This is a genomic window from Pseudonocardia sp. TMWB2A (assembly GCF_017312135.1).
The window spans coordinates 2212437-2232626 of the sequence record NZ_QKQY01000001.1 but is presented as its reverse complement, the minus strand read 5'-3'; the positions used below and the strand labels follow the sequence as shown (position 1 = coordinate 2232626).

General features: G+C 61.4%; 19 protein-coding genes. 9 read left to right on the top strand and 10 right to left on the bottom strand.

The window, feature by feature from the left end; genetic code table 11:
* Positions 1 to 35 precede the first annotated feature (35 nt).
* On the top strand, positions 36 to 539 hold the full coding sequence (locus DMP17_RS10325) for an outer membrane protein assembly factor BamE (protein WP_337828996.1): 504 nt from the start codon (positions 36 to 38) through the stop codon (positions 537 to 539).
* Between the two features lie 184 nt (positions 540 to 723).
* On the opposite strand, the gene DMP17_RS10320 is transcribed toward DMP17_RS10325, so the two are convergent.
* Positions 724 to 2985, bottom strand: a complete 2262-nt coding sequence (locus DMP17_RS10320) for an NADP-dependent malic enzyme (RefSeq protein ID WP_337828995.1) — start codon at positions 2983 to 2985, stop codon at positions 724 to 726.
* A gap of 111 nt (positions 2986 to 3096) precedes the next feature.
* On the opposite strand from DMP17_RS10320, the gene mutS reads away from it, so the two are divergent.
* Positions 3097 to 5799 carry a DNA mismatch repair protein MutS gene (gene mutS / locus DMP17_RS10315; RefSeq protein ID WP_337828994.1) on the top strand — a complete coding sequence of 901 codons (2703 nt, stop codon included), beginning with the start codon at positions 3097 to 3099 and terminating at the stop codon, positions 5797 to 5799.
* A gap of 104 nt (positions 5800 to 5903) precedes the next feature.
* Here the strand turns inward: mutS and DMP17_RS10310 are convergent, their stop codons facing one another.
* From DMP17_RS10310 to DMP17_RS10275, 8 genes are all read right to left on the bottom strand, one after another.
* Complete coding sequence (locus DMP17_RS10310) at positions 5904 to 6518, bottom strand: riboflavin synthase (RefSeq protein WP_337828993.1); 615 nt, start codon at positions 6516 to 6518, stop codon at positions 5904 to 5906.
* Between the two features lie 39 nt (positions 6519 to 6557).
* Positions 6558 to 7538: a bifunctional diaminohydroxyphosphoribosylaminopyrimidine deaminase/5-amino-6-(5-phosphoribosylamino)uracil reductase RibD gene (gene ribD, locus DMP17_RS10305; RefSeq protein WP_337828992.1), complete on the bottom strand. Its 981-nt coding sequence runs from the start codon at positions 7536 to 7538 to the stop codon at positions 6558 to 6560.
* Between the two features lie 4 nt (positions 7539 to 7542).
* Complete coding sequence (locus tag DMP17_RS10300) at positions 7543 to 8163, bottom strand: cytochrome b/b6 domain-containing protein (protein ID WP_337828991.1); 621 nt, start codon at positions 8161 to 8163, stop codon at positions 7543 to 7545.
* A gap of 104 nt (positions 8164 to 8267) precedes the next feature.
* A complete protein-coding gene (locus tag DMP17_RS10295; protein ID WP_337828990.1) occupies positions 8268 to 8840 on the bottom strand; it encodes a c-type cytochrome in 573 nt (190 codons plus the stop codon).
* A gap of 91 nt (positions 8841 to 8931) precedes the next feature.
* Positions 8932 to 10836, bottom strand: a complete 1905-nt coding sequence (locus DMP17_RS10290; RefSeq protein ID WP_337828989.1) for a DEAD/DEAH box helicase — start codon at positions 10834 to 10836, stop codon at positions 8932 to 8934.
* Between the two features lie 183 nt (positions 10837 to 11019).
* Complete coding sequence (gene metX, locus DMP17_RS10285; RefSeq protein WP_337828988.1) at positions 11020 to 12141, bottom strand: homoserine O-acetyltransferase MetX; 1122 nt, start codon at positions 12139 to 12141, stop codon at positions 11020 to 11022.
* A 67-nt stretch (positions 12142 to 12208) separates the two neighbouring features.
* The gene (locus DMP17_RS10280; RefSeq protein ID WP_337828987.1) at positions 12209 to 12535 is read right to left on the bottom strand and encodes a hypothetical protein; all 327 of its coding nucleotides are present in this window, start codon (positions 12533 to 12535) and stop codon (positions 12209 to 12211) included.
* 119 nt (positions 12536 to 12654) lie between these two features.
* On the bottom strand, positions 12655 to 13140 hold the full coding sequence (locus DMP17_RS10275; protein WP_337828986.1) for an SspB family protein: 486 nt from the start codon (positions 13138 to 13140) through the stop codon (positions 12655 to 12657).
* Between the two features lie 127 nt (positions 13141 to 13267).
* Between DMP17_RS10275 and hisB the strand changes: the two genes are divergently transcribed.
* From hisB to DMP17_RS10250, 5 genes are all read left to right on the top strand, one after another.
* Positions 13268 to 13879 (top strand): imidazoleglycerol-phosphate dehydratase HisB, encoded by a 612-nt coding sequence (gene hisB / locus DMP17_RS10270; RefSeq protein WP_337828985.1) that lies wholly within the window; start codon positions 13268 to 13270, stop codon positions 13877 to 13879.
* Positions 13872 to 14492, top strand: a complete 621-nt coding sequence (hisH, locus tag DMP17_RS10265) for an imidazole glycerol phosphate synthase subunit HisH (RefSeq protein ID WP_337828984.1) — start codon at positions 13872 to 13874, stop codon at positions 14490 to 14492. The genes hisB and hisH overlap by 8 nt, the downstream gene beginning before the upstream one ends.
* 4 nt (positions 14493 to 14496) lie before the next feature.
* Positions 14497 to 15234 (top strand): 1-(5-phosphoribosyl)-5-[(5-phosphoribosylamino)methylideneamino]imidazole-4-carboxamide isomerase, encoded by a 738-nt coding sequence (hisA, locus tag DMP17_RS10260; protein ID WP_337828983.1) that lies wholly within the window; start codon positions 14497 to 14499, stop codon positions 15232 to 15234.
* A gap of 143 nt (positions 15235 to 15377) precedes the next feature.
* Positions 15378 to 16151, top strand: a complete 774-nt coding sequence (gene hisF / locus DMP17_RS10255) for an imidazole glycerol phosphate synthase subunit HisF (protein WP_337828982.1) — start codon at positions 15378 to 15380, stop codon at positions 16149 to 16151.
* A 188-nt stretch (positions 16152 to 16339) separates the two neighbouring features.
* Positions 16340 to 16639 carry a hypothetical protein gene (locus DMP17_RS10250; RefSeq protein WP_337828981.1) on the top strand — a complete coding sequence of 100 codons (300 nt, stop codon included), beginning with the start codon at positions 16340 to 16342 and terminating at the stop codon, positions 16637 to 16639.
* A 163-nt stretch (positions 16640 to 16802) separates the two neighbouring features.
* On the opposite strand, the gene DMP17_RS10245 is transcribed toward DMP17_RS10250, so the two are convergent.
* A complete protein-coding gene (locus DMP17_RS10245; protein ID WP_337828980.1) occupies positions 16803 to 17510 on the bottom strand; it encodes a c-type cytochrome in 708 nt (235 codons plus the stop codon).
* A 208-nt stretch (positions 17511 to 17718) separates the two neighbouring features.
* Here DMP17_RS10245 and DMP17_RS10240 point away from each other — a divergent pair, with 208 nt between their 5' ends.
* Together DMP17_RS10240 and fumC are read left to right on the top strand one after the other, a co-directional pair.
* Complete coding sequence (locus tag DMP17_RS10240; RefSeq protein WP_337828979.1) at positions 17719 to 18618, top strand: prephenate dehydratase; 900 nt, start codon at positions 17719 to 17721, stop codon at positions 18616 to 18618.
* Positions 18619 to 18687: 69 nt separating this feature from the next.
* Positions 18688 to 20187 carry a class II fumarate hydratase gene (gene fumC, locus DMP17_RS10235; RefSeq protein WP_337829776.1) on the top strand — a complete coding sequence of 500 codons (1500 nt, stop codon included), beginning with the start codon at positions 18688 to 18690 and terminating at the stop codon, positions 20185 to 20187.
* Positions 20188 to 20190: the final 3 nt, after the last annotated feature.

The following is a 20190-nucleotide window of genomic DNA, read 5'->3' as shown; positions in this document are numbered from 1 at the left end:
GGTTCCGGGCGACCGGACACTCAGGAGTTACGAGTATGTTGAACACCCGCCCGGCTGAAGCGTCGCGCCGCATGATTTCTGGCCGTCTGCTGATTGCAGGAACGCTCGCGCTGGCGATGCTGGCCACCACCGGTTGCGCGCGGATTCGCGGGCATCAGGGCTTCATCATGGACAAAACGCTGACCGACGCGGTGCAGCCGGGCATCGACAATCGGGAATCGGTCGAGCGCACGTTGGGCCGTCCGACCTTCACCGGCCAGTTCGGTACGGGCGACAATCAATGGTATTATCTGTCGCGCGAAACCCGCCAGCTTGCCTTTGCCGATCCGCGCGCGGTCGAACAATCGGTGCTGCGTGTGACCTTTGATCCGGCAGGCAATGTCGCAGCGGTCGACCGCACCGGCATCGAAACCGTCGCGCATTTGTCGCCGGTCGGAGACAAAACCCCGACACTTGGCCGCCACCGCACGTTGCTCGAAGATATTTTCGGCAATATCGGCGCGGTTAACGGCGCGACGGCACCTGGCGCGAATAATTAAGTCCTGATCCTAGGGCTTAGGCTGTTTAATTCGTCTGTTAATTAGCGGAAGCCGGGCTTTTAGTATCCAAAACCTCGTCATTCCCGGCTTGACCGGGAATCCATCTCCGAACCACTCGGTTTACGGCGCGGTCAGGAGATGGATCCCCGCTTTCGCGGGGATGACGAAGGAAAATAATCCGGACTTACTGCGCAATCCCGCCGCCTGCCAGCACGGCGAGGGTCACTAGGTCCGACGCGGTGGACGACATGGTGGCGATCTGCACCGGCTTTTCCATGCCGATTAGCATCGGCCCGATGACCGAATCGCCGCCCAGTTCGCGCAGCAATTTGGCCGAAATATTGGCCGATTGCAGCCCCGGCATGATGAGGATATTGGCCGGTCCCGTCAGGCGGCAAAAGGGATAATTGGCCATCAGCTTCATGTTGAGCGCTACATCGGGGGCCATTTCGCCATCATATTCAAATTCGACCTGTTCGGTGTCGAGCAAGGCCACCGCATCACGGATATTGTCGAGCCAATTGCCCGGCGGGTTGCCGAAGTTCGAATAGGACAGGAACGCAACGCGCGGTTCATGGCCCATCGCGCGCGCAACCTTGGCGGTGCGCTTGGCGATTTGCGCAAGCATCGCGGCATTGGGCCGTTCGTTGACGGTCGTGTCGGCGATAAACACGGTATGCGACTGGCCGACCAGCACATGGACGCCGAACGGGGTTGCATCTTCGCGATGGTCGAGCACGCGGCGCACTTCGCGCATCGTCTGCGCAAAAGGCCGGGTCGTGCCGGTAATCATCGCATCGGCAAGGTCCATCTGGAGCAGTAAAGCACCGAACACATTGCGGTCGCGGTTGACCATACGTTCAATATCGCGCCGCAAATAGCCGCGCCGCCCCAGCCGCGCATAAAGCCGGTCGACCATTTCGGCGACCAAAGGCGAATTGACGCTGTTATGGATTTCATAATCATCGGCGTCGGCAACGCCCATCGCTTTCAACCGCTCGCGCACCGTATCGCGCCCGACCAGCACCGGCGTGCCATAGCCGCCATTTTTAAATTCGACCGCCGCGCGCAGCACGACTTCCTCTTCACCTTCGGCAAACAGGACGCGCTTGGGGTTGGCGCGCGCCGCTTCATAAGCAAGGCTTAAGACCGATGTGGTCGGGTTGAGCCGCGCTTTGAGCTGCTGGCGGTAAGCGGCCATATTTTCGATCGGCTTTTGTGCGACACCGCTGTCCATCGCCGCTTGCGCGACCGCTGCCGGAACCAGTTCCATGAGGCGCGGGTCGAACGGCGCGGGAATGATATATTCGGGGCCGAAGCTGTGGTTCATGCCGCCATAAGCGACCGCCACTTCTTCGGGCACCTGCTCGCGCGCAAGCTGGGCAATCGCATTGGCCGCGGCAATCTTCATATCCTCGTTGATCGTGGTCGCGCGCACATCGAGCGCACCGCGGAAGATGAAGGGGAAGCCCAGCACATTATTGACCTGGTTGGGATAATCCGACCGGCCTGTCGCGATGATCGCATCGGGGCGCGCGGCCTTCGCTTCGGGCGGCGAGATTTCCGGCTCCGGATTGGCCATCGCAAAGATAATCGGCGCGGGGGCCATATGCGCAACCATATCAGGCGACACGGCTTTGGCCGCCGACAGCCCCAAAAACACATCCGCGCCGAGCAAGGCTTCCTTCAAGGTGCGCGCATCGGTCGGCACCGCATGGGCGGATTTCCACTGGTCCATGCCTTCGGTGCGGCCTTGATAGATGGTGCCCTTGCGGTCGCACATGATGACATTTTCATGTTTGACGCCCATCGCCTTGATAAGCTCGGTGCAGGCAATCGCCGCAGCGCCTGCGCCGTTCACCACGACTTTAATGTCGGCAAGGTTGCGGCCGGTGAGGTGGCACGCATTGATAAGCCCCGCTGCCGTAATGATCGCGGTGCCATGCTGGTCGTCATGGAACACCGGAATATTCATCCGCTCTTTCAGCATCTGTTCGATGATGAAACAGGAAGGCGCGGCAATATCTTCAAGATTGATGCCGCCAAAGCTTGGCTCCAACAATGCCACCGCATTAACAAAGGCTTCCACCTCTTCGGTGTTCACCTCAATGTCGATGGAATCGACATCGGCAAAGCGTTTGAACAGGACCGACTTGCCCTCCATCACCGGCTTGGAGGCGAGCGCACCGAGATTGCCGAGGCCAAGAATAGCGGTGCCGTTCGAAATCACCGCGACCAGATTGCCCTTGCTCGTATAATCATAAGCGGTCGCCGGATCTTCGGCGATGGCCAGTACCGGGACCGCAACGCCGGGCGAATAGGCAAGGCTCAAGTCGCGCTGTGTCGCCATGGGCTTGGACGCGACAATCTCTATCTTCCCCGGTCGTCCCTGGCTGTGAAACAACAGGGCTTCGCGGTCGGAAAATTGGACGTCGCTCTCGGTCATGGGGGTAAGGTCTCCTTCTTCTCCCTTGCTCTAGAACGCTGCGGCGCAAATGCCAATGGGGCAGCGGGAGATTGTGCGGCGAAAGCTTGGGCCATCCGGTCGGTCGGCACTATGAAAAGTGAATCCCCCTTTGCCTTGTGCGCGCGCTTCGCTATCGCAAGCTCCAAGATGGCGGACAAAAAACCTACAGCAAAATCCAAAGATGCAAACGCATTGACGCCGATGATGGCGCAATATTTTGCATTGAAAGCGCAAGCGCCCGATTGCCTGCTCTTTTATCGCATGGGCGATTTTTTCGAGCTATTTTATGATGACGCCAAGGTGGCAGCGCAAGTGCTGGACATTGCGTTGACCGCGCGCGGCGAGAGCGGGGGCAATCCGGTGCCGATGTGCGGGGTTCCGGCCCATGCGGCGGAAGGCTATCTTGCAAGGCTCATCAAGGCAGGCCACCGCGTCGCGATTGCCGAACAGACCGAAACGCCGGCAGAAGCCAAAGCGCGGATGGGGTCCAAGGCGCTGGTCAACCGCGATATCATCCGTTTTGTGACAGCTGGCACCTTGACCGAGGAAAGCCTGCTCGATTCCAGAAGTGCCAACTGGCTGGTGGCATTGGCCGAAGCGGGTGGCAAAATGGCGCTCGCGGCGGCGGATATTTCGACCGGACGGTTCGAAGTATCGGCCATCGCGCCTGCCGCGCTCGATGCCGAAATTGCGCGTTTGATGCCGTCCGAAGTGGTGGTCGCCGAAGGGGCGGCGCTGGCAGAGCGTATCACGGCCGCGCAAATCGTCGAACGCCCCGCCTCGACCTTCCAGTCGGCGCGCGGCGAGACGGTCGCGAAACAGCATTTCAGCGTGGCGACACTTGACGGTTTCGGTGCGTTTGATCGGGCGGAACTCGGCGCGATTGGCGGTCTGCTTGCCTATGCCGACCATGTTTCACGTGGAACGATGCCCTATCTGCAAGCGCCGGTACAGCGGACCGCCGCCCGGCATATGCTGATTGATGCCGCGACGCGCGACAGCCTTGAAATCACCCGCACCGCATCGGGCGAGCGCAGCGGCAGCTTGCTTGCCACCATCGACCGCACCGTGACAGGCGCGGGCGCGCGGGTGTTGGCCAATGACCTGTCCGCGCCCTTGCTCGACCGCGACGCGATTGAGGCGCGGCTCGCTCTTCTCCGCTGGTTCCATGATGATGACGGCCTGCGCACCGCGGTGCGGGGAGAGTTAAAAGCACTCCCCGATATTGGCCGCGCGTTGGGGCGGATTGTGGCCGGACGCGGATCGCCACGCGATTTGGGACAGGTGCGCGATGGCCTCCACCATGCGCGGCTGCTCCGCGAAAAATTGGGCCGCACCCAAGGGGTTCCGCCTTTGCTGGAAAGCCTGCTCCCCGCGCTCGACGGGCATGGGGCGTTGGTCGACCATCTGGCGCGCGCACTCGTGCCGATGCCGCCGACCGAGGCGCAATCGGGCGGCTATATCGCCGATGGTTATGATGCCGCGCTCGATAGTTTGCGCGAGGCGAGCCGCGACGGGCGCAAGGCGATTGCCGCGCTGGAGGCCAAATATCGCACCGAAACCGGCGTGCAAGCGCTCAAGATCAAGCATAATGGCGTGCTCGGCTATCATATCGAGGTTGCCGCCAAGGCGGCGGACTCGCTGATGGCCGCCGATAGCGGCTTCACCCACCGGCAAACGCTTGCAGGCGTGGTGCGGTTCAACGCGCCCGCGCTCCATGAGGAAGCGGCGAAGGTGGTGCAGGCGGGTGCCCATACGCTCGCCGCGGAAGCTGCGCATCTGGAAGGGCTGATTGCTGAAACGGTCGCGCGCCGCCGCGAAATCAGCGCGACCGCCGATGCGCTGGCGCGGCTTGATGTGTCGGCGGCTTTGGCGGAAATCGCGGCGGAACAAGGCTGGACCCAGCCGGTCCTTGCCGACGAGCCTTGCCTTGCCATCGCGGAAGGCCGCCATCCGGTGGTCGAAGCTGCGCTCAAAATCACCGGCGAGCCTTTTGTCGCCAATGATGTTTCCCTACAGCCCGACCGGCGTTTGTGGCTCGTCACCGGCCCCAATATGGGTGGTAAATCGACCTTCCTACGTCAAAATGCGCTGATTATCCTGTTGGCGCAGGCGGGAAGTTTTGTGCCTGCCAAAGCGGCAACCTTGGGGTTGGTCGACCGTCTGTTCAGCCGTGTTGGCGCGTCGGACAATCTGGCACGCGGGCGCTCGACCTTCATGGTCGAGATGGTCGAAACCGCCGCCATCCTTGCACAAGCGACCCCGCAGAGCTTTGTTATTCTTGATGAAGTCGGGCGCGGCACATCGACCTATGACGGGCTTGCGCTCGCCTGGGCGGTGGTCGAGGCGGTGCATGAAGTCAATCGCTGCCGCTGCCTGTTCGCGACCCATTATCATGAGCTGACCCGCCTAGCCGAGCGGCTTGATGCCTTGTCGCTCCACCATGTCCGCGCGCGCGAATGGAAAGGCGACCTCGTCCTCCTCCATGAAGTCGCCGATGGCCCTGCGGACAGGAGCTATGGCCTTGCCGTCGCGAAACTGGCAGGCGTCCCCCCTGCGGTGGTCAACCGCGCCAAGGAGATATTGAAAAAGCTCGAATCGGGCCGCGCACAAACCGGTGGACTGGCAGCGGGATTGGACGATTTACCTTTATTCGCGGCGGCATTAGCGGAAGAGTCCGAAGCCGCGCCAGATGCGTTGCGCGCGCGGTTATCCGCGATTGATGCGGACGCTTTGAGCCCGAAAGAGGCGCTCGATCTGGTGTATGAATTGAAAAAATTGGGAGCGGAATAACCCAAGAAACGCCGTCATTGCGAGCGAAGCGAAGCAATCCAGAGTGGCGCTGCGCCAACTCTGGATTGCTGCGCCGCTTCGCGGCTCGCAATGACGGTTCTATTTTATCCGCCCCGCGCTTGCATCCGCGCCAAATAGCGTGCCAGCACGTCGATTTCCAGATTGACCTTGCGCCCCGGGGTCAGGCCCTCCAGCGTTGTGACCGCGCGGGTGTGGGGGATGATATTCAATCCGAAATGGGCGCTGCCGTCCAGTTGATCTTCGACCGCATTGACGGTCAAGGAGACGCCGTCGAGCGTGATCGACCCTTTTTCCGCAATGGATGCGGCAAGATGCGCAGGGGCGGCGATGACCACGCGCCAGCTATCGCCTTCGGGGGTGATGCTGACCACCTCGCCCACGCCATCGACATGGCCGGTGACGATATGGCCGCCCAGCTCGTCGCCGACTTTGAGCGCGCGTTCCAGATTGAGGCGGCCGCCTTCGGTCCATAACGGCGCGGTTTTGTCCGTCGATTCGCCGCTAATATCGACCGCGAACCAGTTGCCCGCATCGTCCGCGCCCTTGTCCACCACGGTGAGGCACGCGCCCGAACAGGCAATCGACGCGCCCAAGGCGACGCCCGCCATGTCATAATCGGTGCCGATGACAAGCCGCAAATCGCCGCGCTGTTCCACGCTGCGGATCGTGCCGATGTCGGTGATGATGCCGGTAAACATGAATCGTCCTTTCGTCGCGCAAACCCATAAGGGCCGCTTTCACACCGCCTCGTATAGCTCCATGCGGTCCTTGCCAAGCTGGCGCGCGTCGGTCATGCGCCAGCGGCCATGTGCATCGTCGAGCCGGTCAAGCCCGATTTCGCCGAGCGCGGCCTTGCCGATGCCGAGCAATATCGGCGCGCGATAGAGGAGGAGCCGGTCGACCAGCCCCGCCTTCAAGAAGGCCGCCGCGACCCACGCGCCGCCTTCGACCAGCACCGATTGGACATGGTCCAGCCGCGCTATATCTTCGGGGCGCGACAATAAGGTCCAGCCATCCGGCGCGCTATGGCTATGCGCGGAGAGCAACAGCCGCTTAGGGCTGCGCTGTTCAAGGCCGGAAAGCCGCACGTCCAGCTTGGGCGCATCGCGTTCATAGGTGAGGCGGCCCACCAATATGGCGTCATGGCGTGCGCGTTCCAGATGGGCGTGCGCGCGGGCGCGCTCCCCCGTAATCCAGCGGCTCGACCCGTCGCGCAGCGCAATCTGTCCGTCGAGCGAGGTCGCCAGTTTGAGCGTGACTTGCGGGCGGCCTTTCAAGGTGCGGGTCAAAAACCCGCCCAATTGCCGCCGCGCATCGTCCGCGCGCACGCCTTCTGTCACGTCGATACCGGCGGCGCGGAGGCGGGCAAAGCCTTGTCCTGCGGTGCGCGGGTCGGGATCGGTGAGCGTCGCAACCACGCGCGCAACCCCGGCTTCGACCAACAAAGCGGAACATGCGGGGCCGCGCTTGCTGTCGTGTGCGCAGGGTTCCAAGGTCACATAGACAGTTGCGCCGCGCGACTTTTCGCCCGCCTCTGCCAGCGCCATCGCTTCGGCATGGGGGCGACCGCCCGGCTGGGTCCAGCCCCGCCCGACGATGATGCCATGCCTGACAATGACGCAGCCGACCGACGGATTGGGCGAAGCGGGACCGATGCCGCGTTCGGCAAGCGCAAGGCTTGCGCCCATATAGCGATTATCGGCCCCGTTACGGTTCACCCGATCAGCTCCCCAGCGACCAGACCAGCCCGGCAATCATCCAGGCGATAAACAGCGCGAGCGGGGCGGCCCACATCGGCGCGCGCACGGCCGGCTCGGCGCCTTCGGGTATCGGCCCTTTGCCATGCACCATCGGCCCGACCAGATTTTTTCCGCGCACCAGATAATAGACGACCGCCACCAGATGCAGCGCAATCAGCGCGAGCATCACATTGAACAGGCTTTCATGCAGGTCGGTAATCTGTTCGCTCATATCGAGCGGGACAAAATGCGCGAGCGGGCCTTCCATCAGCCCGTCCTTATCGGTCGCAAACAGGCCAAGCGCGACCTGCAGGCTCACCACAAGGATGAGCGCAAACACGCTGAGGCTGCCCAGCGGATTATGGCCGATGTCCGACCAGCTTTTCCGGTCTTTAAGATAGGCACGGATGCGCGCAGGGCCACTGGCAAAGCGGGAAAAACGCGCGGTCGACCCGCCGATAAAGCCCCAGAAAATGCGGAACAGCATGAGGAGTAAAATCATCATGCCCACTCTCTGGTGCCAATCAAGCAGGCCGTTTTCCGCCGTATACCATGCGGCGATGATGAGCAGCACAAGGGTCCAGTGGAACAGACGCAGCGGCATATCCCAAATCTGGCCGTGCCGTTCGCCAGTCGTTGCTACTTCGCCCTCTATGGTCCCGCGTGGCGGGTCGCTAGCGGGCGGCCCTTGCGTCGGCCCGTCCATCGTCAATCGTCAACCCGATAGCTGTCGTGGCACGCTTTGCACGCCGCGCCCACGGGCGCCATCGCGGCCTTGAACGCGGTCGCATCGTCGGACGAGGACGCATCTTTCAGCGATTGCGCCACTTCATAAAGCTTGGCGGCCTTGGCCTTGAAATCATCCTGATTTTGCCAGATGTCGGCCTTGGCGTCGGTTTTGCCCGCGTCAGGGCCGGTGCCGGGCGCGAACCAGGAAGGAAGCGCGGTTGCGCTGCTCATCACAATGTCCGCATTTTCGCGCACCTTGATCATGTCGGGCGTGCCAGCCTTGGCTTCACGCGACAAAGCTTTCATCGCATCGCCCAGCTTTTCGAAATTATCGTGGCGCAGTTTCTGTGCGTCCACAGCCGCCTGACCGCTGATCGCGCCGGTCGGGATCGTCGTTTGCGGACCAGCCGATGCAGCGGGCGCGGGTTCGACCGTGCTGCCGGATGCAGGGTCTGCGGCTTTGGTTTCGGCCTGCTTGGTGTCGCTCTGCTGACATGCGCCGAGCGCCAAGGCTGCGGCGCTACACAGGATGAGGGAGGAAAATGAACGCATGGGCAATAGTCTCCTTCGCTTGATGGTCCACAAGCTTGTTGCATGAACCATGTAACGAAGCCAAGCCCGTTCGCGCATTGCGCCTTACCCGTTACCGCTTTTTGGGCGCAAAGCCGCCGGGCTTTTTGCCTTTGAACGGCGCGCCGTCCTTCTTGCCACCCTTGCGCGCGAAGCCGCCAGCGGGGCCAGCCTTATCGGTGCGCGGGCCACGGGCGGGGCGGTCTGCGCGATCTGAGCTTTCGCCGCGTTCCGGGCGTTCGCCACGTTGTGGGCGGCCTTCCCAATCGCCTTTGCCGCGATGCTCTTTGCTGCGGAAGTGTTTGGCGGCGTGCGGACGATCGGCAACCGGACTATTGGCGCGGCGGCGGTTGCCTTTGGCGGCCTCGCGCGGGGTGCCGGCCACCGCTTCGATATAGATGTCCTCGGCATCCTCAGCCGATGCCTGCGCCTTCATCGCTTCTTTGTAGAAACGGTCGGCAATCGCGCGCGGGATTTCGAACAGGGTTTCATTGGCAGCAATGCGGATCGCGCCAATGTCCGCGCGGGTGATATGGCCGCGACGGCACAAAAGCGGCAAAATCCAGCGCGGATCGGCATTTTGGCGGCGACCGACATTGAGACGATACCAGAGCGTATCTTCAAAGCCGGGGCGCGGGCCGGGCGTTTTGGCGGGGCCTTTGCTGGTGTCGATCAGCTCTTCGGGCTGCGGCATGGTCGCACGGTGCGCGCGTACCAGCATCGCCGCCAATTCTTCCGCCGGACGCTGCGCCAGAAGTTCGGTCGCGAGCGCGCGATCTTCCTCTTCAAATTCGACCGGCTCCAGCAAAGCCTCCATCAGGCGCTGATGGTCGGCTTTTCGAATATCCTCCGCGCTGGGCGGCGGGGTCCATTCAGCGGTGATTTTGGCAAAGCGCAGGATCGATTCGACCCGCTTGCGGCGCTGGTAGGGAACGAGCAGCACGGCCGTACCCTTCTTGCCCGCGCGACCCGTCCGGCCTGAACGATGCTGTAAGGTTTCGGCATCGCGCGGCAATTCGACATGGATGACGAGGCTCAAGGTAGGAAGGTCGATCCCGCGTGCGGCAACGTCGGTGGCAACGCATACTTTGGCGCGGCGGTCACGCAGGGCTTGCAGCGCCTGATTACGCTCCGACTGGCTATGTTCGCCCGACAGGGCAACCGCTGCAAAACCGCGCTCGATCAGGCTCGCATGAAGGCGGCGCACATTGTCGCGGGTCGCGCAAAACAGGATAGCGGTTTCGGCATTATGGAAACGCAGCAGATTGACCACCGCATTTTCAATGTCGGACGGCGCAACCGTGACCGCCTGATAGGCAATATCGCCATGGCCGCGATCTTCGCCTACCGTCGAAATGCGCAACGCATCACTCTGGTAGCGTTTGGCGAGCGCGACAATCGGCTTGGGCATGGTCGCGGAGAAGAGCAAAGTGCGGCGGCCTTCGGGCGTCGCGTCGAGAATTTCTTCCAAATCCTCGCGGAATCCCATGTCGAGCATTTCGTCGGCTTCGTCGAGAACGGCGACTTTGAGCGCGGACAGGATGAGCGCACCGCGTTCCAGATGGTCGCGCAAGCGCCCCGGCGTGCCGACGACAATCTGCGCGCCGCCCGCAAGGTTGCGGCGTTCTTTGGAGGCATCCATCCCGCCGACACAGGTCGCGATGCGCGCGCCCGAGTCGCGATAGAGCCACATCAATTCTCGGCTCACCTGAAGCGCAAGCTCGCGGGTCGGCGCGATGACTAGCGCAAGCGGTTCGCGCGAGGGCAGGATATGGCCATCTTCACCCAATAAATCGCCCGCCATATTGAGGCCGAACGCGACGGTTTTACCCGATCCTGTTTGCGCCGACACGATCAGATCGCGCGCCAGCGCCTCTTGTTCGACCACAGCCTCCTGAACCGGTGTGAGTGCGGCATAGCCGCGCGCGGTGAGGGCATCCGCAAGGCGCGGCGCAAGGGTGGACGGAAACGCAGTCATGGGTACGGGCCTATCAGCAAAGCAGCAAAAGACGCACAGGCGCTCATTCGCCCGGCGGTTTCATCGTGACATTTGTCAGGAGTGGGGGCGCCCTGTAACGGATTTTAACGATGGTGACAACCACCGGCACAATCCGGATCGGATTGCAGCAAGCAAGCGATATTAAAGCTAACGCTTCAACCCTCACTCCCCCGCGCGCAAAAAGCCGTCGACGATGCGGTTCATTTCGGGGGCTTCCAGCAAAAACGCATCATGGCCGAACGGACTCGACAGTTCCACAAAGCTCACCGGCGCGCCCGCAGCATTGAGCGCATGGACGATGTTGCGCGATTCGGCGGTCGGGTAGAGCCAATCGCTGTCGAAACTTACAAGGCAAAAGCGCGTCGGGCTGCCCTTGAACGCATCGGCGAGGCGGCCGCCATATTCTTCCGCCAAGTCGAAATAATCCATCGCGCGGGTGATGTAGAGATAGCTGTTCGCGTCGAACCGGTCGACAAAGGCAATGCCTTGATAGCGCAAATAGCTTTCGACCTGGAAATCCGCGTCAAAGCCGAAACTTTTCGCGTCTCTATCCTGCAAGCGCCGCCCGAATTTTTCGGTCAAACCCGCTTCGGACAAATAGGTGATGTGCGCTGCCATCCGCGCAACCGCGAGGCCGGAGGAGGGCGCGTCGCCATCGTCATAATAAGCGCCGCCGCGCCAGCGCGGGTCGGCCATAATCGCTTGGCGCCCGACTTCGTGAAACGCGATATTTTGCGCGCTATGCCGGGCTGTCGAGGCGATGATGACCGCCGCGCGCGCGCGCTGGGGATAGGTTGCGGCCCAACTCAGCGCCTGCATCCCGCCCATCGACCCGCCAATGACGGCATGAAGCTGGTCAATCCCTAAATGGTCGAGCAACCGCGCTTGCGCGCGCACCATATCGCGGATGGTGATGACCGGAAAATCCATGCCCCACGGCTTGCCCGTCGCGGGATTGATCGAGGATGGCCCGCTCGATCCCATACAGCCCGACAGCACATTGATGCACAGGATGAAATGGCGCGCGGGGTCGACCGGCTTGCCTTCGCCGACCATGCGCGTCCACCACCCGCCTTTGCCGGTCATCGGATGGGCCGAGGCGACAAATTGGTCGCCGGTTAGCGCATGGCAGATAAGGATAGCGTTCGATTTATCCGCATTGAGCGTGCCATAGCTTTCATAGGCAATATCGAGCGGCGCAAGCTTCGCCCCGCTATCCAGCAAGAGCGGTTCGGTGAGCGTCAGCGTGCGGTTAAGCCCGTAAGGCGAAGCGGCGGGATCCATAATCCCCCGCGCTAAGCCAAGACGGCGCACGGTTCAACTCTTTGTAGGGATGCAAAAGCCGCGCGGGTTACTTCGCGGCTTTCTTCACGACCTCGCGCACTTTCTTGGTCTTGGCGGAGACATTATCTGCGAGCTTGGCGTCGGTGCCGGCCAGTTTGACATCGGCATAGGCTTCGCCGCCCTTGGCCTGATCGGTTTGGTAATCAGCATATTTTTTGGTGATATAGCCCGCCAAAATCGTGCCGCCCAAAATCGCCGCGCGGGCGGGGAGGAAACGGCGGGCGATGGCGAGTGTGCCGATGCCGATAATCGTACTGGCGACCGGATGGCTTTCGCCGATCCGCGCATTTTTGCGGCCAAGGGTGTTGCGCACAAGACTGTCGAAAAATGCCACTATATCGTTCCTTTGCATGAAAATGCGTTGGCAAGAGATGTGGGAATAAACGCCGCCGCGCGGTGGAGGTTCCGGATAACGGTTTGCGTGTCGCCCTTAAGATGCGCAAACGGCTTCGCTTATTTCTTACGCCCGAAATCGACCGTCACGACATTGGAGCCATCTTCGACCGGTGCGCTGGCCGGATGGTCATTTTCGGCTTCATCATGCGGTTCAGGGCCGCTCGTGCCATCATCCGCGACATGGAATTGCAGCCCGAAATCGACTGACGGATCCACAAAAGCGGTAATCGCCGAATAGGGAATGAACAAGGTCGTCGGCACCTGATTGAAGGTAAGTCCGACCGAAAAACCGTCCTCTTCGACCTTCAAATCCCAGAATTTATGCTGGAGAACGATGGTCATTTCATCGGGGAAACGCTCGACCAGATGATTCGGGATATTCACCCCCGTCGCACGGGTTTTGAAGGTGATATAGAAATGATGTTCGCCCGGCAGTCCGGTTGATTCGATCTCGCGCAGCACGCGGCCGACCACGGCGCGCAAGGCCTCCTGCACGATTTCATCATAAGGGATAAGGCTGTCGGTGCTGCTGTCCTCGCTCATGGCCCCGTTGGTGAACGTCTAGGCGGCCAAGGTCAAGAGGGACCATGCGCAACATCCTTGCGAGTTTAGGGGGTGAAAGGCACGATTGCTTGCAAGGCGCGTCCGGCACGCTATAGGCGGGCGCATTATGCGCACTGCCTCTATCGCCCGCAAAACCCATGAAACCGACATTAAGGTCGCGGTCAACCTTGATGGCTCCGGCCATTATCAGGTGACGACCGGCATCGGTTTTCTCGACCATATGCTTGAACAATTGTCGCGCCATTCGCTCATCGATATGGAAGTGGCAATCAAGGGCGACCTTCATGTCGACCAGCACCACACGGTCGAAGACAGCGCGATTGCGGTGGGCGAATGTGTGGCCAAGGCTTTGGGCGATAAAGGCGGGATTGCGCGCTATGGCCAAGCCTATGCGCCGATGGACGAAACGCTGACCCGCTGCGCGCTCGACATTTCGGGGCGACCCTTTTGTGTGTTCAACACGACGTTCAGCCAGCCGCGTCTGGGCGAGATGGACACCGAATTATTCATCCATTGGTTCCAAAGCTTTGCGCAAAGTGCGGGCATTACGCTCCACATCGAAACGCTCTATGGCGACAATAACCACCATATTGCCGAAAGCTGTTTCAAGGCATTGGCGCGCGCCTTGCGTCAGGCGGTCGAGATCGACCCGCGCAAGGCGGGTGCGGTGCCTTCGACCAAGGGCATATTGGGGAGCGGCAGCCTCACCGATGGCTGAAACTATCGCGCTCATTGATTATGGCGCGGGGAATTTGCGCTCGGTCGCCAATGCGCTCCATGCCGCCGGTGCGCGTGATGTTGCGGTGACGGCCGATGCGGATGTGGTGCGCAAAGCCGACCGCATCCTGTTGCCCGGCGTCGGGGCCTTTGCCCATTGCATGAGCGCGCTGTCCGCTATTCCCGGTATGGTCGAGTGTCTCAACGAACAAGTGCGCGATGGCGGCAAGCCGTTCCTCGGCATTTGCGTGGGGATGCAGCTCATGGCGACCCAAGGCGAAGAACATGGCCTCCATGACGGGCTGGGCTGGATAGCGGGAACGGTTAAGGCGCTTCAGCCCACTGAGCCTGCCGCGCGTGTGCCGCATATGGGCTGGAACGATGTAGTGCCGACCCGTCCCCATCCGCTCATGCAAGCGGGCGAGGCTTATTATCTCCACAGCTATCATTTCGCCGCGGATAGCGCCGACGATGTGCTGGCGACCAGCGATCATGGCGGCGCGATTGTGGCCGCAGTTGGCCGCGCCAATATGGTCGGCGTGCAATTCCATCCCGAAAAGAGCCAGGGCTTCGGCCTTGCGCTCCTCACCCGCTTTCTCGACTGGAGACCCTGACCCCATGAGCCTTATCGTTTTTCCGGCAATCGACCTTAAAGGCGGGCAGGTGGTGCGGCTGGCCGAAGGCGATATGGACCGCGCGACCGTCTATGGCGATGATCCGGCGGCACAAGCGATGCTGTTTGCCGATGCGGGGGCGCAGCATATCCATGTGGTCGATCTCGACGGCGCGTTTGCGGGCGAAAGCGTCAATGGCGTAGCGGTTGAAGCGATAGTCGAGCAGTTTCCGGGCCATGTGCAACTGGGCGGCGGCATCCGTGATGCAGCGGCGGTCGAACGCTGGTTCAACCTTGGCGTGTCGCGGCTGGTCATCGGCACGGCGGCGCTCAAAAATCCGCAGTTCGTCAAGGATATGGCACGCGCATGGCCGGGCGGCATTGTCGTCGCGGTCGATGCACGCGATGGCATGGTCGCGACCCAAGGCTGGGCCGATGTGTCGGACGTGAGCGTCGTCGATATGGCGCGCCGGTTCGAAGATGCGGGCGTTGCCGCCTTGCTGTTCACCGACGTGGGGCGCGATGGCCTGCTCAAAGGCTGCAATATCGAAGCGACGGTGGATCTGGCGCGGCAGGTCGATATTCCGGTGATTGCATCGGGCGGGGTTGCGGGCATTTCCGACATCCGCCTGCTCGCCCTCCACGCGCGCGACGGGGTGGAAGGCGTGATCACCGGCCGCGCCATTTATGACGGACGGCTGGACCTTGCCACCGCGCTGGCGCTGGCGGCGAAGGACGATTGAGGGTGGCAAAGTCTCTCCCCAAACCCGTTGTGGCAAAGACTCTCCCCACACCCGCTAGTGCTGAGCCTGTCGAAGCACGTGGCTCAGGCTTAGTGCTATCTTCTGACCGTGCTTCGACAAGCTCAGCACTACGGGAGGCTTAATTGACCGTTCGCGTCCGCGTCATCCCCTGCCTCGACGTTAAAGATGGCCGCGTGGTCAAAGGCGTCAATTTTGTCGACTTGAAGGACGCAGGCGATCCGGTTGAACAGGCGCGCGCTTATGATGCAGCGGGCGCGGATGAACTTTGCTTCCTCGACATATCGGCGAGCCATGAAGGGCGCGGCACCTTGCTCGATATGGTCGAGCGCACCGCGAGCCAATGCTTCATGCCGCTGACCGTCGGCGGCGGCGTGCGCAGCCATGAAGATGCGCGCGCATTATTACTTGCTGGCGCGGACAAGGTGGCGGTCAATAGCGCAGCGGTTGCGCGCCCCGAACTGGTCGCGGACATTGCGGAACGCTTCGGCAGCCAGTGCATCACCGCCTCCATCGACGCGCGGCAGGTAGCGGAAGGCCGGTGGGAGATTTTCACCCATGGGGGCCGCACCGCGACCGGCATTGATGCGCTCGCCCATGCAGTCAAGCTCACCCGATTGGGCGCGGGCGAATTACTCGTAACCTCGATGGACCGTGATGGCACGCGCGATGGCTATGACCTCGCGCTCACCCGCATGATTGCCGATGCGGTATCGGTACCGGTGATTGCGTCGGGCGGGGTCGGTAGCCTTGACCATCTCGTCGAAGGGGTGCGCGAAGGCCATGCTAGCGCCGTGCTGGCGGCGTCCATCTTCCATTTCGGCCAAGCGAGTATCGCCGATGCCCATGCCGCTTTCCGCGCCGCCGGATTGCCCGCCCGCACGCCGATCGGATTGTAATACAAAGCGTTACACCGCTCGTCCCGTTTCGTTGCGCTTTTACGCGCAAACAGGCTTGGCGCGCGGCGGCATTTACCTTATTAGCACGCGCATAACCGGCACGGAAAGAGGCCGGACTCGTCGCATCATTAACCAATGCGCCGGAACAAACAGGGGGTTTGTTCACGGACCATGAAGGATTTGGCACCATGGCTTACCAGCCCGTGGACGTTGAAGAGCATCCGTCGTCCGGCCCCGCGCCGTTGCAACGCTGGAAGCGCCGCTTGCCTTGGCTCACCATCATGGCGTTGGTGGTGGTCACCGGCTTTGCGCTCGTCACCCCCGCTTATGCCCAGACCGGCTTGGCCAAGGCGGTTGCGACGATGCACGCCATCGGCCTTGATGAACCAAGCGACCTCGGCATGATCGCAATCGGTGTGGTCGGCGTGATTTTAGGACGCCAGAGCGGCCTGTTCATGAGCCGCCATATGGATAAGCACGCGGGGTAAATCCGGACCGTTCGGGGCGCACTTCCTTTTCAAGCCCACAAAAAAAGCGGCGGGGAAAATGTCCCTGCCGTTTTTTTTGTCTGGCCTGTAACTGGCCTGTAGCTGTCGAATATCTGGTCGTTATCCGACTGATATAAGCCGGTCCAGTATAGGCCCCAGAGCCTTATTTCTTTTCAGCAGGCGCGGCTTCTGCCTTGGCGTCTGCGGCAGGAGCGGCAGCAGCGCCATCCTTGGCTTCGGGCGCCGCCGCTTCGCCCTTGGCGTCGGCAGCAGGAGCTGCTTCACCGGCTTTGGCTTCGCCGTCAGCGGGCGCTGCCGCATCGCCGCCTTCTTCGGCAGGCGCGTCAGCCGCCGGAAGCGGTTTGTTCGACCCTTGGGTGTTGAGCCAAGCGATGAGGTTCGCGCGGTCCTTGGGATCGCCCAGACCTGCGAACGACATTTTGGTGCCTGCTGCGAATTTGTTCGGGCTCTTGAACCATTCGTCGAGCGCCGCGAAATCCCATGTGCCGCCCTTGGTCTTGAGCGCATCCGAGAAGGCAAAGCCGCCACGGCCATGCGCGACCGGATCGCCGACAATCGCCCACAAATTGGGACCAATGCCGTTGGCGCCGCCCTGATTGACGGTGTGGCACGCGGTGCATTTCTTGAACACCTGTTCGCCCGCCGCGACATCGGCGCTGGCCAGCAAGGTGTTGAGCGAGGGACCGGCGGCTACATCGCCCGACGCTTCGCCGACGACAACATAGCCCGGCTTTTCCGGCGCTTCGGGATGGCCAGCCTGAAAATATTGGCTCGAAAGAAAGCCCAGCCCCAAAGCAACGATGCCTGCGCCGAGCGTCCAGCCGAAAATCGTATTGTTGCGAAGGTCCATACCCGTCCCTGTCCTTATCTTCTTCGGTATATTACTTGAATATTCACGGTGGCGCGTGCGTAGCCCGACCCGATCAGACTCTTGAAACGCGCGCGTCATTTTGCTGACCCCTTAATGTGCAGCGGCGCGGGAAGCAAGCTGTTCGGCGTGATTATTGGTGCTGTTTGCCGCTTGCCCTTGCCATTTGCTTCCGATAGGCGCGGCGGCCATGGAAAGTTACAGTCAATCGGCACAGGCCAGAGTGGATGAATTTGCCGCGCGCGCGGGCAAAAATCCGGCGAAAACCATCGCGTTCCAAGGCGCGCCGGGGGCTAATTCGCATCTCGCGCTGACGCAATATGACCCTGACGCTCTACCGCTCCCCTGTTTTTCGTTCGAGGACGCGATTGATGCGGTGAAGGAAGGGACGGCGGCAAAGGCGCTCATCCCGATTGAAAACAGCCTGCATGGCCGCGTTGCCGACATCCATTTCCTGTTGCCGGAGTCGGGCCTGTCGATTGTCGGCGAACATTTTCTGCGCATCCATCATTGCCTGATGAGCAAGGAAGCGGATCTGGCCAAGGTCACCGCCGTGATGAGCCACACCCAAGCTTTGGGGCAAATCCGCCACTGGACACGCGCCAAGGGCATCCAGCCGATCACCTATGCGGATACGGCGGGCGCGGCGGCCTATGTGGCCGATGCCGATAAGCCCGGCCTTGCGGCGGCGGCCCCGTCGATTGCGGCGGAGCTTTACGGGCTTAACCTGCTTGCCGAAAATATCGAGGATGCGGACAATAATACGACGCGCTTTGTCGCGCTCGCGCAAGACGCTTTGCCGCTCGGCAGTCTGGTGTCCGACGATGCGATGACCACGCTCATCTTCGAAGTGCGCAACGTCCCGGCTGCGCTCTATAAGGCGCTGGGCGGGCTTGCGACCAACGGCATCAACATGACCAAGCTGGAAAGCTATGTCGACGGCAACAGCTTTGCCGCCGCGCAATTTTATATGGACATTATGGGCAGCCCCGGCGACCCGCGCGTGGACCGGGCGCTTGAAGAACTGGCATTCCACACCAAATGGGTAAGGCTGCTCGGCACCTATCCCAAGGGACATGACCGGTTGTAAGCAGGTTGGAGTGATACCAACCTATACTCTAACCGTTAGTCCTGAGCCTGTCGAAGGACGGTCTTGGAGATGGGGTTAAGGCTGACGGGCGTGCTTCGACAGGCTCGGCACCAGCGGAGTTATCGAGCGAATATTTCGATAGAAAAGGACGCTGCCATGACTGCATCGCAATCCCAATCCAACCCCACCCGCACCGAAAGCGACAGTTTCGGGCCTATCGCGGTTCCGGCAGACGCCTATTGGGGGGCGCAAACCCAGCGCTCCATCGAAAATTTCCCGTTCGGGGCAAGCGAGCGGATGCCGATTGAACTGATCCACGGGCTTGCGCTGGTCAAACAGGCCGCCGCGCGGGTCAACCGCCATCACGGGCTTGCCGCCGACAAGGCCGACGCGATTGAACAGGCCGCCGCCGAAGTGGTCGCGGGCAAGCTGGACGACCAATTCCCGCTGGTCATCTGGCAGACCGGTTCCGGCACCCAATCGAATATGAATGTGAACGAGGTGATTGCGGGCCGCGCCAATGAAATCCTCACCGGCACACGCGGTGGTAAAGCGCCGGTCCACCCCAATGATGATGTGAATAAGAGCCAATCGTCGAATGACAGTTTTCCGACCGCGATGCACATAGCGGCGGTGCGCGGTGCGCAGGACCGGCTCTTCCCGGCGCTCGACCGGTTGATGGCGGCGCTGCTCGCCAAGGTCGAAGCGTGGGACTCTATCGTCAAAATCGGGCGCACCCATTTGCAGGATGCGACCCCGCTCACTTTGGGGCAGGAATTTTCGGGCTATTATGCGCAGTTGAAACTCGCGCGCACGCGGCTATTGCCGCTGGTCGAAAAGGGCCTCACCCGATTGGCGCAAGGCGGCACCGCGGTTGGCACCGGCCTCAACGCGCCGCCGGGATTTGGCGAGGCTTTTGCCGCCGAAGTCGCGGCGCTCACCGGCCATGCGTTCGAAACCGCGCCGAATAAATTCGAAGCCTTGGCGAGCCATGACACGCTCGTCGATTTTTCGGGCAGACTCAACACGCTCGCGGTGGCGCTCACCAAGATTGGCAATGACATAAGGTTGTTGGGGTCGGGACCACGGTGCGGGCTTGGCGAGCTGCATTTGCCCGAAAATGAACCGGGCAGCTCGATCATGCCGGGCAAGGTCAACCCGACCCAGGCCGAAAGCCTCACCATGGTCGCGGGGCAGGTGATCGGCAATCATATGGCGATCACGGTCGGCGGGATGCAAGGGCATTTGGAGTTGAATGTGTTCAAGCCGCTGATCGGCGCGAACATCGTCCGCTCGATCAATTTGCTCGCCCACGCAATGGAAAATTTCGCCGTGCATTGTGTCGAGGGCATGGAAGCGGACGAGGCGCGCATCGCGGAATTACTCAACCGCTCGCTCATGCTGGTGACGGCTCTGGCTCCTGAGATCGGTTATGACAATGCGGCGAAGATTGCCAAATATGCGCATGAAAAAGGGCTGACATTGAAAGAAGCGGGCTTGGAATTGGCGCTGATTGATGAAGCGACGTTCGACCGGGTTGTGAAGCCGGACCAGATGTTGGGGCGGTAATTA